Source organism: Actinospica acidithermotolerans, assembly GCF_018139625.1.
GTDB classification, from domain to species: Bacteria; Actinomycetota; Actinomycetes; order Streptomycetales; family Catenulisporaceae; genus Actinospica; species Actinospica acidithermotolerans.
This window is the reverse complement of the sequence record NZ_JAGSOH010000027.1, coordinates 39753-54446: the sequence shown is the minus strand read 5'-3', so window position 1 is coordinate 54446 and position 14694 is coordinate 39753. Positions and strand designations below refer to the sequence as shown.

Annotated in this window: 17 protein-coding genes; 7 read left to right on the top strand and 10 right to left on the bottom strand. The window is 70.8% G+C overall.

Going from position 1 to position 14694, the window contains the following annotated elements; genetic code table 11:
• Positions 1–64: 64 nt before the first annotated feature.
• Positions 65–847 (top strand): N-acetylmuramoyl-L-alanine amidase family protein, encoded by a 783-nt coding sequence (locus KDK95_RS37665; RefSeq protein ID WP_212518216.1) that lies wholly within the window; start codon positions 65–67, stop codon positions 845–847.
• Positions 848–874: 27 nt separating this feature from the next.
• On the opposite strand, the gene KDK95_RS12185 is transcribed toward KDK95_RS37665, so the two are convergent.
• From KDK95_RS12185 to uppS, 3 genes are all read right to left on the bottom strand, one after another.
• A complete protein-coding gene (locus KDK95_RS12185) occupies positions 875–3070 on the bottom strand; it encodes a DEAD/DEAH box helicase (protein ID WP_307844322.1) in 2196 nt (731 codons plus the stop codon).
• Positions 3071–3143: 73 nt separating this feature from the next.
• Positions 3144–4577: an oxygenase MpaB family protein gene (locus KDK95_RS12180; protein ID WP_212518215.1), complete on the bottom strand. Its 1434-nt coding sequence runs from the start codon at positions 4575–4577 to the stop codon at positions 3144–3146.
• Positions 4559–5311 (bottom strand): polyprenyl diphosphate synthase, encoded by a 753-nt coding sequence (gene uppS, locus KDK95_RS12175; protein WP_212518214.1) that lies wholly within the window; start codon positions 5309–5311, stop codon positions 4559–4561. The genes KDK95_RS12180 and uppS overlap by 19 nt, the downstream gene beginning before the upstream one ends.
• Before the next feature lie 225 nt (positions 5312–5536).
• Here uppS and KDK95_RS12170 point away from each other — a divergent pair, with 225 nt between their 5' ends.
• Entirely contained in the window at positions 5537–6274 is a 738-nt protein-coding gene (locus KDK95_RS12170; RefSeq protein ID WP_212518213.1) for a DUF427 domain-containing protein, read from the top strand.
• A gap of 46 nt (positions 6275–6320) precedes the next feature.
• On the opposite strand, the gene KDK95_RS12165 is transcribed toward KDK95_RS12170, so the two are convergent.
• Both KDK95_RS12165 and KDK95_RS12160 read right to left on the bottom strand, forming a co-directional pair.
• Positions 6321–6785, bottom strand: a complete 465-nt coding sequence (locus tag KDK95_RS12165; protein WP_372463311.1) for a DUF8821 family protein — start codon at positions 6783–6785, stop codon at positions 6321–6323.
• Between the two features lie 49 nt (positions 6786–6834).
• The gene (locus tag KDK95_RS12160) at positions 6835–7182 is read right to left on the bottom strand and encodes a VOC family protein (RefSeq protein WP_212518211.1); all 348 of its coding nucleotides are present in this window, start codon (positions 7180–7182) and stop codon (positions 6835–6837) included.
• 184 nt (positions 7183–7366) lie between these two features.
• Between KDK95_RS12160 and KDK95_RS12155 the strand changes: the two genes are divergently transcribed.
• A complete protein-coding gene (locus tag KDK95_RS12155) occupies positions 7367–8131 on the top strand; it encodes a cupin domain-containing protein (protein WP_212518210.1) in 765 nt (254 codons plus the stop codon).
• Positions 8132–8206: 75 nt separating this feature from the next.
• Positions 8207–8977 carry a hypothetical protein gene (locus KDK95_RS12150; RefSeq protein ID WP_212518209.1) on the top strand — a complete coding sequence of 257 codons (771 nt, stop codon included), beginning with the start codon at positions 8207–8209 and terminating at the stop codon, positions 8975–8977.
• A gap of 8 nt (positions 8978–8985) precedes the next feature.
• Here KDK95_RS12150 and KDK95_RS12145 read toward each other — a convergent pair whose 3' ends face one another.
• The 3 genes from KDK95_RS12145 to KDK95_RS12135 all read right to left on the bottom strand — a co-directional run bounded on the left by KDK95_RS12145 (position 8986) and on the right by KDK95_RS12135 (position 10947).
• The gene (locus KDK95_RS12145; RefSeq protein ID WP_212518208.1) at positions 8986–9432 is read right to left on the bottom strand and encodes a secondary thiamine-phosphate synthase enzyme YjbQ; all 447 of its coding nucleotides are present in this window, start codon (positions 9430–9432) and stop codon (positions 8986–8988) included.
• On the bottom strand, positions 9432–9959 hold the full coding sequence (locus tag KDK95_RS12140) for an NUDIX hydrolase family protein (protein WP_212518232.1): 528 nt from the start codon (positions 9957–9959) through the stop codon (positions 9432–9434). The genes KDK95_RS12145 and KDK95_RS12140 overlap by 1 nt, the downstream gene beginning before the upstream one ends.
• 79 nt (positions 9960–10038) lie before the next feature.
• Positions 10039–10947, bottom strand: coding sequence for a LysR substrate-binding domain-containing protein (locus tag KDK95_RS12135; protein WP_212518207.1), 909 nt, complete (start codon positions 10945–10947; stop codon positions 10039–10041).
• A 55-nt stretch (positions 10948–11002) separates the two neighbouring features.
• On the opposite strand from KDK95_RS12135, the gene KDK95_RS12130 reads away from it, so the two are divergent.
• A complete protein-coding gene (locus tag KDK95_RS12130) occupies positions 11003–12019 on the top strand; it encodes a bile acid:sodium symporter family protein (protein ID WP_212518206.1) in 1017 nt (338 codons plus the stop codon).
• Here KDK95_RS12130 and KDK95_RS12125 read toward each other — a convergent pair.
• Positions 11989–12402 (bottom strand): winged helix-turn-helix transcriptional regulator, encoded by a 414-nt coding sequence (locus KDK95_RS12125; protein ID WP_212518205.1) that lies wholly within the window; start codon positions 12400–12402, stop codon positions 11989–11991. The two genes, KDK95_RS12130 and KDK95_RS12125, sit on opposite strands and share 31 nt — an antisense overlap.
• Before the next feature lie 143 nt (positions 12403–12545).
• Here KDK95_RS12125 and KDK95_RS12120 point away from each other — a divergent pair, with 143 nt between their 5' ends.
• Positions 12546–13406 (top strand): SDR family oxidoreductase, encoded by an 861-nt coding sequence (locus KDK95_RS12120; protein WP_212518204.1) that lies wholly within the window; start codon positions 12546–12548, stop codon positions 13404–13406.
• A gap of 17 nt (positions 13407–13423) precedes the next feature.
• Here the strand turns inward: KDK95_RS12120 and KDK95_RS12115 are convergent, their stop codons facing one another.
• On the bottom strand, positions 13424–14077 hold the full coding sequence (locus tag KDK95_RS12115) for a TetR family transcriptional regulator (protein WP_212518203.1): 654 nt from the start codon (positions 14075–14077) through the stop codon (positions 13424–13426).
• A gap of 120 nt (positions 14078–14197) precedes the next feature.
• Between KDK95_RS12115 and KDK95_RS12110 the strand changes: the two genes are divergently transcribed.
• Positions 14198–14662 (top strand): universal stress protein, encoded by a 465-nt coding sequence (locus KDK95_RS12110; RefSeq protein ID WP_212518202.1) that lies wholly within the window; start codon positions 14198–14200, stop codon positions 14660–14662.
• The last annotated feature ends 32 nt before the right edge of the window (positions 14663–14694 follow it).

The following is a 14694-nucleotide window of genomic DNA, read 5'->3' as shown; positions in this document are numbered from 1 at the left end:
CGTCTGCGCGCTCGCCGTATCGGCGTGCGATACGACCGCGACGCAGGTCGGTCAGGAGTCGACAGTGCCGGCCACCGGTGCCTCCTCCGCCGCGTCCGCGCTCGCCGCGAACGGCGTGAACGGGGCGAGTCCGTCGTCAACCGCCTCGGCAACCGTGTCCCCGGCCGCGTCGTCGCCGGCGGCTGCGCTCGCCGGCAAGACCGTCGTCATCGACCCCGGCCACAACGGCGGGAACGCGTCGCACGCGGCGGAGATCGCGAAGCTCGTGCCCATGGGCTTCGGGCAGACCAAGACGTGCGACACCACAGGCACGAACGCCGATGACGGCTACCCGGAATACCAGTTCAACCTCCAGGTCTCCGTCCTCGTGGAGCAGATCCTCGAGCAGCACGGCGCGAAGGTGATCATGACTCGGACGACGGACGACGGCGTCGGGCCGTGCGTCGACCAGCGCGCCGCGATCGGCAACGACGCGCACGCGGATGCCGCGATCTCGATCCACGGCGACGGGTTCGCGTCCTCCGGGCACGGCTTCCAGATCATCCAGGCGACCCGCTCCGAGGGCGGCGCGGCGAACGACGCGCGTTCCGACGCCCTGTCCAAGGCGCTGCACGCGACCTTCCTCGCCGAGTCGGGCGAGACGCCGGCGACGTACATCGGCGACGACGGCTACGAGACGCGCAGCGATCTCGCGGGGCTGAACCTGTCCACGGTGCCGAAGGTCCTCGTCGAATGCGGGAACATGAAGAACCCTGGGGATATCGCACTCATGGAGTCAAGCGCCGGACGCGCGAAGCTCGCCGCGGCGATCGCGGACGGCATCATCGACTTCCTGGAGAACCGGTAGGCCGTGTCTGCAAACTAGCGTCGCGGCCTAGCCGAGGCCGAGCCGCTCGCGTTCGGCGGCGATCACCTGGCGGGCGACGGAGGGGCCGATGTCGACGGCCTCGGGCATCTTCTCGGCGGTGTCGCTGCGGCGGGCGAAGGCGTCGAAGAGCTCTTTCTTGGTCTCCAGGATCTCGAGCATGCGCTGGTCGACGCTGTCGGCGGCCAGCAGCCGGTGCACCTGGACGCGGCGGATCTGGCCCATCCGGTGCGCGCGGGCGATGGCCTGGGTCTCGAGCGTCGGCTTGACCTGCGGCTCGCACAGAATGATCACGGAGGCCGCCTGCATGTTCAGGCCGACGCCGCCCGCCTGGATCTGGCTGGCGAGGACCGCGTGGCCCTTCGTCGCGCTGAACCGGTCGACCATCTCCTGCCGGAGGGCAGGCTGGACGCCGCCGGTCAGCGGGCCGAAGACGCGGTCCTCGCCGAGGGTGCGGCAGACCAGGTCGAGCACGTCGCGGAAGTAGGAGAACACGACGACCTTGCGGCCGTTCGAGGCGGCCTCGTCGGCGATCTCGACGAGCCTCGCCAGCTTGGCGCACGAGGCCGGATCCTGCGACGCGTACGCGGCGCGGCGCATGCCCATGAAGCTGCGCGCGGCCACGGCCTCCTTGTAGGCGAGCTCGTCCTCGGGGCCGAACTCGGTCCACTCGTCCACCTGCACGAGCTCCGGCAGCTCGGAGAGCACGTCCTCCTGGTTGCGCCGCAGATACGCCGGGCCGACCGCGCGGCGGAAGGCCTCGGAGCCGGCCACCGCGTCGATCTCGCCGATCGAGGCGACGACCTCGGGCTGGAGGTATCCGACCAGGTTGCGGAACTCCTCGACGCGGTTCTCCATCGGCGTGCCGGTCAGGAACAGCACGCGCTCCACCCGATCGCACCACGCGCGCACGGCGATGGAACGCATCGTGTCAGGGTTCTTCACGTAATGCGCCTCGTCGACCACGAGCATGCCCACGGCCAGCTTCTCCGGCACGTCGAGCCCCTGCAGCGCTTCGAACGTCGTCACGCCCACGCCGCCGCCGCGGATCCAGGCGCGCAGGCCCGCGGCGCGCTGGGATCCGTGCAGCCGGTGCGCGCGCAGCGTGCTGTGCGAGGCGACCTCGCGCATCCAGTTGACCAGGACGCTGGCCGGGCACACGACCAGGAAGTGCCGCGCGCCCTCGGCCCGCAGGTGCGCGAGCGCCGCGATCGATTCGACGGTCTTGCCGCAGCCCATCTCGTCGCCGAGTACGACGCGCCGCTGAGCGAGCGCGAACCGTGCGCCGAACGCCTGGTACGGACGCAGCGCGACGCGCAGATGCGTCTCGTCGAGCTGCTGGGCGCCGACCCGTGAGGCGAGGTCGTCCGTGAGGAATCCGCGCGAGGCCTCGGAGCGGTGGTGATCGCCGATGATCCGGCTGAGGGTGCTGAAATAGTCGGCGGAGTGCTTCTCGAAGTCGTTGCGCGCCGTGGCGGGACGCGGCGGCTTGGCCTGCAAGCGCCGTTCGGCCGCGTCGATCCGGTCCAGATCCTTGACCGTGCGCGGATTCGCGAGCAGTCCGTCGAGCTCGGTGTACGCGCGCTGGGCCTCGTCGCGTCGGGTGCGGCCGAGGAACAGCCTGCGTACGCGCCCGCCGAGCGGCTTGGCGGCGGTCGCCAGGCTCGTGATCGCGCCGCTCAAACGGGCCGCCGGCTCGCGCACCCGCTCCATCACCCGGTCCGCGACGCGTGCCCGGTACAGCGACGTGAGCAGCGCCGCGGCGTCCGGTCCGCGCAGGTCCATGTCCGCGGTGACGCCGGTGTTCTGCTCGGCGGCCTCCGCGATGCGCCGGACCGCCTCGACGGTCCGCTCGGCGCCGACCCGGCCGACGCCGGGAATCCCTTGCAGCGTCTCGGCCGTGACGCCGTCCAGATCCGCGACGGTCCGGTACCCGGCCTCCGCGAGCCTGTCCGCCGGGAGCCTGGCCCCGGTCACGTCCTTGAGCCGTTCGACGGGGATGCCCGTCAGCCGGCCGCGCACCGCCGCAGTATGCGAGGCCTGATACGCGCCGCGCACCGCCTCGTGGAGCTCCTGCTCGCTCGCGTGCAGCCCGTCGATCTTCGCGCGCAGGCCCGCGGCCCGCTCCAGCAGTGCCTTGACATCTGCCGGAGCGGCTGTGCGTATCTCCTCGACCACGGTCTCCCTGCCTACTGTCGACGGCACCGGCCACAATAGCGAGCGCGGCGCCCGGCGGCGCAGGCAGATCCTTCGGCGGCGGCCGGTCAGCTGTCCGTGGTCAACTGTCCGTGGTCAGCCGCTCCCAGGCCGTCGACGGCCGGCGCCCGGCCATGAAGTGCATGAACTCCGTCGTGAAGGCGGACTTGGTCAGGTCCGCGCCGGGCGGGCCGGGGAGCTCGTGCGAGAAGCCGGTGTGCAGCAGCTTGCGATACTCCTGCGCGGAGATCGTGCCGCTGCCGTCGACGTCGGTGACCTCGAACAGGACGTCGGCGAGGCGGACGAGCGCGGGCGCGGGCAGGTTCGCGGAGCCGGCGACGTACTCCTGGAGCGAGACGACGCCGTCGCCGTCGGTGTCGAGGGCCGCGGACAGTTCCCGCCACCAGCCGTGGAACGCGTCGTAGACCTCTGTTTCCCGGTCCGCGTCCAGATCCAGGCGGGAGGCGACCTCGCGGGCCAGCGCCGCGAGGTCGGGCCAGCTGACCGTGCCGTCGCCGGTCTGATCGAGCACGTTCACGAAGAAGCGCTGCGCGGGCCACGGCTCGGCGTCCCGGTTCGGCCCGGAGGCGGCGGGCTGCGCGGGACGCGCCGCCCGGACGACCGACGTGAACGCGCTCGCGCCGCGCAGCAGGGCGCCGAACAGCGGCGAGGCGGACTGATCGCCGTCCCCGTCCCCGTCCATAACGCTCGCGAGCGTCCACGGGTTGGAGAGGACCGGCAGAGCGAGCGTGGCCAGGCCGCTGCCGCGGTACGCGCCGACCATCAGCGCGTCGGACAGCACGGGGCTGTCGATCCGCACCCGCTCGCGGAACGTCGGCGGCAGCGACGCGACGGTGACCCGGGCGGCGACCGGCCCGGCGATCGAGCGCACCGCGGCCCACGCGGTGCGCTGGTCCCGCAGCACCGGAGGCGGCGGCACCGCGTCGAGCAGGCGGTAGAGCACGGCGTCCACGGCGTCGGTGTGCTCAAGCCGCTCGGAGAGCATCTGCTGGTAGTACGGCCAGAACCGGGAGAGCTGCTCCGGCAGCACGGACGCGTCGTCGCCGAAGGCCGCGAGCAGCCGCCGGAACTCCGCGTACAGCTGCTCCTGTGCGGACCAGTCGAGCGCGCGTCCGCTGTTGCGGCGCATCGTCACGGAGGACTCGAAGAGGGTCGCGATGACCCACGCGCGCCCCTCCGGGTCGAGACCGCTGTAGGAGGTGCCGTTCGGGCCGGCGCCGGTGATCCGCGCGTGCAGCCGGTTGAGCCGGGCGACTTCGCGCTCGCGGACCGCGGCGTCCTCGTCGAGCAGCCGTTCCACGCTGGCCATGGTGTTGTGCAGCCGTCGCCAGGGATGGGTGACGAAGGTGGACTGGTCGGCGAGCGCGGCGGCGATCTGCGGCAGCGCCGCCTGAAGGACGGCCGCGCGGACCACGGCGAGGCCCCAGCCCAGTTCGTTGCTCAGCTCGCGCAGCAGCGGGTAGGGGGTGGTGTCGGTCAAAGTCGCGTCAGACAAGGTTCGCTCCCGTCGGTGTGATGCGCAGGGTTCTGAGGGCGGGCGCCGAATCGGCGCTGACGGCGGCTGTACGTGTCGAGGCACCGCAGGAACTGCTCGGTGCCGAAGTCGGGCCACAGCTCCGGCGGGTACACCCACTCGGCGTAGGCGACCTGCCAGAGCATGAAGTTGGAGATCCGCTGCTCGCCGGATGTGCGCACGACGAGGTCGACGTCGGGCGTGTCGGGCAGCGGCAGGTGCGCGGCGAAAAGCTCCTCGGTCACCGCGTCCGCCGGGACGCCCGCGCGGATCAACGAGCGGGCGGCCGAGATCAGGTCGCCGCGTCCGCCGTGGCCGAACGCCGCGGTGAGGGTCATGCCGCGGTTGTCGCGCGTGAGGTTCTCCAGGTCCGCGATGTCGCGGCGCAGCGCGGCGGGTATTCGGGCGTCGGCGGCTCCCAGGAACCGGCAGCGGATGTCCTTCGCGTGCAACGCCAGGGCGTGCCGGCGGACGGTGTGCTGCACCAGTTGCATCAGGAAGGCGACCTCTTCGCCCGGACGGCGCCAGTTCTCGCTGGAGAACGCGAACAGCGTCAGCCAGCGCACCCCGGCGCTGCGGGCGGCGTCGATGACGTCCAGCGCCGCGGAGCGGCCGGCGCGGTGTCCGGCGGTTTCCGGCAGGCCGTTCTGCTCGGCCCAGCGCCGGTTTCCGTCCATGATGCAGGCGACGTGGGCGGGTGCGGATGCGGGTCTCACGTCAGTGTCCTTACCCGCCGGGGATCGTCGGCCGAGGGTGCGGCGGCGAGATGACACAAAGGAGTGAAGGTCCCTGAAGCCGCTGGACAGGCCCGGTGCCGCCTGCGAAGATCCGCCGCTTCCGGTGGACCGTGAAGGCGGCGCGTGAAACCATGGGACTCGGCCGGTGAACTGCGAAGACAAGTTACCCAACGCACGGGAGCGGCGATGCGCGACTATCCCCGAATGATCGCAGAGGTCGACCACGTCGAGCCGGTGCCGCGGCGGGTGCGCGCGCGACTCGGCGGCCGGACGGTGCTCGACACCACGCGGGCGCTCTACGTCTGGGAGCACGTGTACTACCCGCAGTTCTACATTCCGCTCGGCGACGTGGCGGAAGGCGTCCTCGTGGACGAGGGCCGCACCGAGGACCGCTCGCTCGGCACCGCCCGCCGGCACGCACTGAGGGTCGGCGGCGTCGAGAAGTCCGGTGCGGCCCGCGTCTACGGCGACGACGCGAAGAAGCCCGAGGTGCGCGGCCACGTCCGTCTCCAGTGGGACGCGCTCGACGCCTGGTTCGAGGAGGACGAGGAGGTCTTCGTCCACCCGCGCTGCCCCTACACGCGCGTGGACGCGCTGCGCTCGACGCGCCACGTCCGCGTCGCGCTCGGCGGCACGACGCTGGCTGAGTCCTCCTCGCCCGTTCTGCTGTTCGAGACCGGCCTGCCGACCCGGTACTACTTCAACCGCACCGAGGTCGACTTCATGCGCCTGGTGCCGTCGGAGACGGTTTCACAGTGCCCGTACAAGGGCGTGACCAGCGGTTACTGGTCGGCGAACGTGGACGGCACCGTGTACGAGGACCTCGCGTGGGCCTACGACTTCCCCACGGTCGACCTCAAGCCCATCGCCGGCCTGATCGCGTTCTACAACGAGAAGGTGGACATCTTCGTCGACGGCCGGGCAGTCCCGCGACCGTCCTGAACCGCCCGGGACCGTCCGGGACCGTCTGAAGAGCCCGCACCGCGACTCAGTACTCGCCCTTGATGACGAAGAAGGACCCGCGGATCACGCCCGCCAGCTTCGATTTCTGGCGCGCGAACTTGAATCGCGACTCCAACTCCTCGGGGACGTCCATTCCCTCGGAGAGTTTGAAGCCGACCGCGCGCTTGCCCCCTTCGGCGATGGCGTACATCACGTTGACCGCCAGGCCGGATTCGTAGAACACATACGACATCCGCAGCCCGTCGACCTCGAAGGCCGTCACCTCGAGCGGCGTGGAGGCGATGACGATGCCGCGCTCCTCGGACAGCACGCGGTTCACGTATTCCAGCACTTCCGGCGCCTCGGCCACCGGGTGGACGGTGAAATCGTGATCGTACTTGTTCTTGTAATAGCGCGACTCGTTCGCGCGCAGTCCCGCGAGAGCGTTCGCGACCGGAGACGATTCCAGGCCGACGGTGGACACGTTCGTGAAGTCGACGGTGTACGGCACGCCTGCTCCTTAACAGTGATCTCTACGGATTGTCGCCGATTCCAGGTTCTCAGGCGCCCGAGCCGCGCAGGCCGATGACGTTGCCGTCGGCGTCCTTGACCGTGGCGATGTGCAGGCCCGGGCCGACGGGCGTCGGCTCCTGCAGCACACTCGCCCCGGCCGCGACGAGCGCCTCGAGCCGCGCCTTGAGGTCCACGACGTTCACGTAGGGGACCGGGCCGGTCATGCCCTGATCGAAGCCCTGCGGGTTGAGCCCGATGTCCTGGCCGTCGATGCTCCATCCGACGTAGTACGGCGCGTCCTGGTCGGGTGCCGCGCCGAGCAGCGCGGTGAACAGGGCCTTCGACGCCGCCAGGTCCTTGACCGGGTAGACGATCGCCTTGAAGTTGTCGGCCACGTGAATCATTCCTTCGTTTCGCCGGGTTCCCGCCGGTTCTCCCGGCGCATGGTTCACGCTACGTGGCCGGTACCCGAACCGGCTTCTCGATTCCTGATCGGTTCGCCCGTCTTGACGATCTCTTGATGTTCGGGGAGGAACGTTGACTGGGGGACCATCGACACGAAAGGGGTATCCGATGAGCATGTCGGACACAAGCTCGATGTTCGACATCGAGACCCTGCGCCGCGGCATCGAGATGCGCGACGCGACCGCGATGCGCGGCCTGTACGCGGAGAACGCGCTGATGACGCTCGTGGACCAGCGTGACCAGCCCAGCCACCCGCACGAGATCTCGGGCGCCGCCGCGATCGGGGCGTTCCTGGACGAGATCTGCAGCCGCGACATGGAGCACCACCTGGACCAGGTCGTCGTCTCCGCGGACGGCACGCACGCGGCGTACCTGGAGCAGTGCCGCTACCCGGACGGCACGAAGGTGATGTCGACGTCGATGCTCGACCTGCGCGACGGCCGGATCGCCGCGCAGACCCTGGTGCAGGCCTGGGACGAGGCGTCGGCCGGCGAGACGGGCATGACGGGCGCGACGGGCGCGACGAAGGCCGAGCACCGGGCGTTCGCCAGCCCGGACGAGGTGCGCCCCTTCGAGCACGGCCGGCTGGAGCTCGTCAGCGCGGGCGGCGGGATGGTCGGCCGCGCGACGTTCGAGCCGGGCTGGCGCTGGTCGAACGACGTCAAGCCGCTGGCCGGCACCGAGATGTGCGAGGCCCCGCACTTCCACTACCAGACGTCCGGAACGCTGCACATCAAGATGCGGGACGGCACCGAGTTCGACGTGCGCGCGGGCGAGGTCGCCGTCATCCCGCCCGGCCACGACGCGTGGGTGGTCGGCGACGAGCCCGTCGAGATGGTCGACTGGCAGGGCGCGATGCACTACGCCGAGAAGAGCTGATCTCGAGGAGAAGATCATTCCCGGAGCGCCGCGTCCCGCACGCGGCGCTCCGGTTCCATGAACGGGGAACGCATCATGAATCTGCGAAGGATGGAGATTTTTGCCGCGATCGCGATAGGTCTCGTCCTGGTGCTGGCCGGCTGCGCGGGCACCTCGACGGGCTCGCCGGGTAAGAGCACCGCCGGTGCGCCGGCTTCCGCCACGACCGCCCCGCCCGCTCCGGCCCCCGCCACGAGCACCGCGCCGGCGTCCACCGCGCCCGCGGCGCCCGCGCCGGCGACAAGCCAGACCGGCGCCGTCGGAAACGCCGGTCCCGCGTCCGTCGTCCAGGCCTATTTCTCCGCCATCAACGCGCAGGACTACCAACTGGCGTGGACGCTCGGCGGCGACAACCTCGGCCAGAGCTACGCGCAGTTCGTCGACGGCTTCGCGAACACGGCCCAGGACACCGTCGAGATCCTGGCGACGAGCGGCAACGCGGTGAGTGTCGATCTCACCGCGACCCAGACGGACGGCTCCCAGCAGCAGTTCACCGGGACGTACTACGTCACGGACGGCGCGATCAGCAGTGCGTCCATCACCCGGCTGAACGCGCCGACGGAGAACGCCGCATTGTGCGGAGCTCCGCAGAACCCGTACGGCTATACCTACTGCCCGAACGGGAGCAGGATCTACGCTCCGCAGCCCGGCACGTGCAGCTACTTCAACTGCATCGAGAACTTCTCCAACGGCAACGGCTACATGGTCGAGTGCCAGGACGGCACGGTCAGCATGTCGGGTGGGATCGAGGGCGTCTGCAGTGACCACGACGGCGTGAAGCAGACGGTGTACAGCGGCAGCGGCTGATCGGACCCTCAGCCGAGGAAGCTGAGCCGGACCTGGCGGTCGGGGTTGTCGCGGTTCGTGTCGACCAGGACGACCGACTGCCAGGTCCCGAGTTCCAGGCGTCCGCCGATGACCGGGAGCGTGGCGTGCGGGGCGATGAAGGCGGGCAGCACGTGGTCGCGGCCGTGCCCGGGGGAGCCGTGACGGTGGCTCCAGCGCTGGTCGGCGGGCAGCAGGTCGCGCAGCGCGGCGAGCAGGTCGTCGTCGCTGCCGGCGCCGGTCTCCAGGATCGCGACGCCCGCGGTGGCGTGCGGGACGAACACGTTCAGCAGGCCGTCAGCGCCGTCGGCCGCCTCGCGCAGGAAGGCCTCGCAGTCGGCGGTCAGGTCGTGCACGGCCTCCTCGCGTCCGGTGCGCACCCGCAGGACCGTCGTGCGCAAGCCGGCGGACGCGGCGGAGCCGCCCGAGCCGGCCATCAGACGAGCCGGCCCATGTGCGCGAGCGCCTGCTTGAGCAGCGTGCCCTGGCCGCCGATCATCTCCTGCTGCACGAGCGCGGACGCGGCCTCCTCGGGCGTGAACCAGACCAGGTCCAGCGCGTCCTGCCGGGGCCGGCAGTCGCCGGAGACCGGGACGATGTAGGCGAGCGCGACAGCGTGCTGACGCGGGTCGTGGTACGGCGTGATGCCCGGCGTCGGAAAGTACTCGGCGACGGTGAACGGCTGCGGGGACACCGGGATGCGGGGGAGCGCGACGGGGCCGAGGTCCTTCTCCAGGTGGCGCAGCAGCGCGTCGCGCACCCGCTCGTGGTGCAGCACCCGGCCGGAGACGATCGCCCGGCTCATCGTCCCGTCCGGCATGATCCGCAGCAGCAGGCCGATCTCGGTGACCTCGCCGGCGTCGTCCACCCGGACCGGCACGGCCTCGACGTAGAGGATCGGCATCTGAGCGCGCGCCTGCTCGAGCTCGCCGCGCGTGAGCCAGCCGGGATTCGTCTCTTCCATCACCTCTGCCACGCGCTGATCGTATCCGGAACCTGCCACCCGGCGCGCCCCCGCCGGCGGAATGTGAGCCGCGGGGCCCTCACGCGGGCGCGGGAGACTCCGGCTGGGCCTCGCTGGCGAGGATCGCCTGCTGGAGCGCCGCGCCGGGGCCGCTGGCGCCGCGGCCGCGCGCGAGGAGTACGAACTCGATCTCGCCGAGCGGGGGCAGGCCGGAGTCGTGCGGCAGCTCGACGAGGCCCTCGGGCATCAGGCTCCGGGTATGCGCGGTCACGCCGAGGCCCGCGCGCGCCGCCGTGTGCAGGCCGCTGAAGCTGCTCGCCGTGCACACGATGCGCCACGAGCGCCCGGCCCGCTCCAGCGCCCGGATCGCCAGCTCGCGGCTGATGCTCGGTTCGGGGCAGGCGATCAGCGGCACGGGTTCGGCCGGATCCGGGCTCAGCCGTACGTCGGGCGCGGCGATCCAGGCCATCGGATCGCGTGAGACGAGCGTGCCGTGCGTCTCGCCGGATTTCCGCTTCGCCATGACGAGGTCGAGTTGCCGTGCTTCGAGCGCGCGGTGCAGCACGCCGCTCAGACCCACCGTGAGTTCCAGCTCGACGAGGGGGTGCGTGGCCCGGAACGCGCGCAGGATGTCCGGCAGCCGGGAGTACGCGAAGTCCTCCGACGCGCCGAGCCGCACACGGCCGCGCAGCGCGGGGCCCGCGAAGTAGTCCACGGCGTGCTCGTTGCTGTCGAGGATGTCGCGCGCGAATCCGACCATCGCGGTCCCGTCCGCCGTCAGCGTCACCGAGTGCGTGTCGCGTTCGAGCAGCGGGCGTCCGACCGCCGCCTCGAGCTTCTGCACGTGCTGGCTGACGGTCGACTGGCTCGTGCCGAGCTGCCGCGCGCTCGCCGTGAAGCTGAGCGTCTGCGCGACGGTCAGGAACGTCCGCAGCTGCGTCGTGTCGAGAAGCGGGGCGGCCGACGTGCCATCGGATTTCGCGATCACAGTTACCACAGTAACCCGCTTTCCCGCATACCGCCCCGCTGGCACGCTGGATGACGTGCAAAGGCTCCGCTCCAGTCTCGACCCGTTCATCCTCTCGCTGCTCGCGACCGTCGCGATCGCCTCCGTGCTCCCCGCGCGCGGCGCCGGCGCCCGCGCCTTCAGCGATCTGAGCACGGCCGGAATCTGCCTGCTGTTCTTCTTGCACGGCGCACGCCTCTCACCTCGCGCCGCACTCGACGGGATGCGTCAGTGGCGCCTGCACCTGCTCATCTTCACGCTCACGTTCGTCGTGTTCCCACTGCTCATGCTGCCGCTCACGCTGCTCGAACCCGGGCTCATCCCGCACGAGCTGTTCGTCGGGCTGGTCTTTCTGAGCGTTCTTCCGTCGACCGTGCAGTCCTCGATCGCCTTCACGTCGATAGCCCGCGGAAACGTCGCCGCGGCCGTCTGCTCGGCCTCCATGTCGAATCTGATCGGCGTCGTGCTCTCGCCACTGCTCGTGTCCGTGCTGCTCGGCGCGAACGCACGCGTGTCCGGCTCATCGATGCTGAGTGTCGCCGCGCAGCTGCTGCTTCCGTTCTTGGCCGGGCAGCTTCTGCGGTCAAGGATCTCGCCCGCGCTCAAGAGGCACCCGCGTGCTCTGGCTTCGGTCGATCGCGGATCCGTGCTCATCGTCGTCTATACGGCGTTCGGCGCCGGCGTCGTCGCGGGGATCTGGCACCGCGTCTCGTGGCAGCAGCTCGTCGCGGTGGGCGTGATCGACGTCGCGCTGCTCGCGATCGTGCTCACTATCTCGACGGTCGGCGCCCGAATGCTGGGGTTCGATCGCGGGGACCGGATCGCTGCGGTGTTCTGCGGTTCGAAGAAGAGCCTGGCCAGCGGGCTGCCGATGGCCACACTGCTGTTCCCGGCGGCGACGGTCAGTACGATCGTCCTACCGCTGATGATCTTCCATCAGATCCAGCTGATCGCCTGCGCCGCGCTCTCCCGGCGCTACGCCCGGCGGCAGGCGCCGGAAGCCCTCGCGGACGGGGCGGGGCCTCAGGCCTCGGCGCTGGCGGCGGCGTCGTAGGACTGCTGGGACCGGAGCACGTGCGGCATCGCGTACTCCAGGTGCATGATCAGCTCCCAGAGCATCTCCGCGGTCTGCGAACCGAGCGGCGTCAGGCTGTACTCGACCCGCGGCGGGATGGTCGAGTGCACCTCGCGTGCGACGAAGCCGTCGCGTTCCAGCGCGTGCAGGCCCTGGGCGAGCATCTTCTCGCTCACCCCGCCGACGCGGCGGCGCAGCTCGTTGAACCTGGCCGGCTTCTCCCGCAGCGCGATCAGCACGAGCGAGCCCCAGCGCCCGGTGATGTGCTCGAGGACCGGGCGCGACGGACAGCGCTGAGCCAGCACGTCGAACGCGAAGTCCTCGCCCGCGTCGGCGTCGGCGGGCGTCTGCTGCGTATCCATACCCTCCAGGATAACCCCGTGCCCGCCGCAAGACAGCACTATCGCTCAGATTGCACTTTCTAAAAGTTAGTGCCATCCTCGGGTAAGTGCCTCCGACGAGCGCACGTCCTGCATCGCCAGCACCGTACGACGGGAGTCCCCTCATGATCGTCATCACCGCGGCCAGCGGAAACCTCGGCCGCCTCGTCCTCGAGGACCTGCTCGGCCGCGGCGTCGCCGCCTCCGGCATCCGCGCCGTCGTGCGCGACACGGCCAAGCTCGCCGACTTCGCCGACCGCGGCGTCGAGGTCGTCCGCGGCGACTACACCGACCAGGGCAGCCTGGTCGCCGCGCTCGAGGGCGCCGAGAAGCTCCTGCTGATCTCCAGCATGGGCACCAGCGACGAGCGGCTCGGGCAGCACCTGAACGCGGTGGCCGCGGCGAAGCAGGCCGGAGTCAAGCACCTCGTCTACACGTCCATCACCAAGGCGGACGGCAACGCGATCGCCTTCTCGCGGGTGCACAGGGACACCGAGGCCGCGATCATCGAGTCCGGCATCCCCTTCACCTTCCTGCGCAACAACTGGTACTTCGAGAACCTGCTGGGCTCGGTCGGCGCCGCCCTGGAGCACGGCGCGTTCATCGGCTCGGCCGGCGAGGGCAGGATCGGCTACGCGACCCGCGCCGACTACGCAGCCGCTGCCGCCGCCGTGCTCACCGGCGAGGGCCACGAGGGCCAGGTCTACGAGCTCTCCGGCGACGTCGCGATCCCCAACGCCGAGATCGCCGCCGAGGTCTCCGCGCAGTCCGGCAAGCAGGTCGGCTACGTCACGCTGCCCGAGCAGGAGTACGCGAAGGCGCTCGAGGGCTTCGGGATCCCCGCGGCGATCGCGGTCGAGCTGGCCCAGGCCGACGTCGCCATCTCCGCGGGCGCGCTCGCCGACGCCACCGACACCCTCAAGACCCTGATCGGCCGCCCGACGACCACTGTCGCCGAGGCCGTCGCCCAGGCGCTCAAGGCCTGACGGCCGGCGAAGTCTCTTCAGAACTGGGCAGGGCGGACGGCGCGCATCGCCTCATCGAGGAGTTGCACGACGTCCGCCCTGCCCTGTGAGCGGAGCCAGGCGTGGTTCGCCGCGTCCAGGCAGGCGAGCGCGGCGCCGACGACGGCCGGGGCGCGGGGGCCGTACTCGCCGTCGGGGTAGCCGCCGCTCCCGTTGCCGTTCGCGGCCGGACCGGCCTCGCCGAGGCGCACGGAGATGTCCGGGACCAGCAGTTGCTGCCAGCTCATCAGCTGCTGGAAGTGCCGAGCCTTGAGCGACGCCGTCTCCTCGAGCATCCGCCAGAAGGCCAAGGTGCGCTCGGGGTTGTCCACGTTGTAGGCGGTCACGACCTCGAAAGAGCGGCGCAGCGCCACCCAGGCGTCCTCGTCGTACGGACGTTTCGCCAGCGCCTCGGCCAGCGTCTCGCCGACGTCCTGGAGGTTGTCGAAGATGATCGCCTCCTTCGAGGCGAAATAGCGGAACAGGCTGCGTCGCGAGATGCCCGCGGCCGCGGCGATCTCGTCCACCGTCGTCGCCTCGAAGCCGCGCTGCAGGAACAGGTCCAGGGCCACCGCCGTCAGTTCGGCCCGCACCGCGCGCCGGGTGCGTTCGCGCAGGCCGGGCGCGGGAACCGCGGACGATTCGATCGACATGACGTCCACTTTACCCGTGTTAGCTACGACACGGGCGGGCCAGGTTGACACTGGGTGCCACTTTGGGCGTATGGTGACGGCAGAGCGATCCGCGGATTGAGACGAATGCGAGCGCCGGCCATGACCGTCCACCAGCTCAGCGGCACGGACATCGGCACCATCGCGCCGAACTGCGTGCTCGTCGCCGTCGATCTCTCCCGGACCTCGCTGCGCGCCGCCGACTACGCGGCCGGCCTCGCCCGCCGCAACGGCGTCGGCGTCGTGGGCGTCTACGTGCGCCAGTACAGTGCCCTGGTGCTCGCCAATCCCGGGGTCACGGCCTACGCGCAGTCCGCCGAGTCCGAGGTCGCCAGGGAGGCGGGGGAGTACCTCGCCGAGAGCGCCCTGCGGCTCGGGACCGCGTGCGCGTTCACGGTCCTGGAGGGCCCGCCCGCCGAGACGATCCGCAACCTGGCCCGCGATCTGCACGTCTCGGCACTCGTCGTGGGCGCGTCGGAACGCCTCGTCCACCGCTGGTTCGGCGTCGGCTCCCTCTCCGCCCGGCTGGCGCGCACCGCACCGTGCCCGGTGATCGTCGTACCCTGATATTGATCTTGACAGCCGGGCGGCGCGGGCCT